The organism is Bartonella vinsonii subsp. berkhoffii ATCC 51672 (assembly GCF_902825225.1).
Taxonomy (GTDB): domain Bacteria; phylum Pseudomonadota; class Alphaproteobacteria; order Rhizobiales; family Rhizobiaceae; genus Bartonella; species Bartonella berkhoffii.
In genome coordinates this window covers 1-396 of record NZ_CADEAK010000294.1, presented here as the reverse complement: position 1 = coordinate 396, position 396 = coordinate 1, and the positions used below count along the sequence as shown (strand labels likewise).

The window sequence follows — 396 nt, the reverse complement described above, 5'->3', positions numbered from 1 at the left end:
AGAGTCAGAAACATCTAATAAAAATCATGATAAGAATTACGACAGTAGACTTGAAAAAATTATTGCTTCTATCTCACATAAATCAAAACTAATGGCTGTTTTAAGAAAAAATAACATCACGTTTAGAGATTTTGTTATTGGTAATTTGGTAATTCAAACAACCTTAATAATGCTTTTAAACAAACCTTCTTATGAAGATTTTAAAAGAGAAGGTCTTTCTTCACTTGAAAAAAATCCGGTATTTTTAAGCAATTTGGAGTTTGGTAAAAAGCATCTGTATAGAATAATGTATGTTTCAAAGGAAAGTTGTAGATAGAACATAAGCTATTTTGAGCAATTTCTTAAAGACACAATACCCCATTAATTTTGAAACCGTCGACAAATATCATCCAATTG

At 28.0% G+C, this 396-nt stretch carries 1 pseudogene; it reads left to right on the top strand.

From position 1 onward, the window contains the following. A pseudogene (locus tag J7R10_RS09330) lies at window positions 1-316 on the top strand (hypothetical protein); the annotation flags it as partial. Between the last annotated feature and the right edge of the window lie 80 nt (window positions 317-396).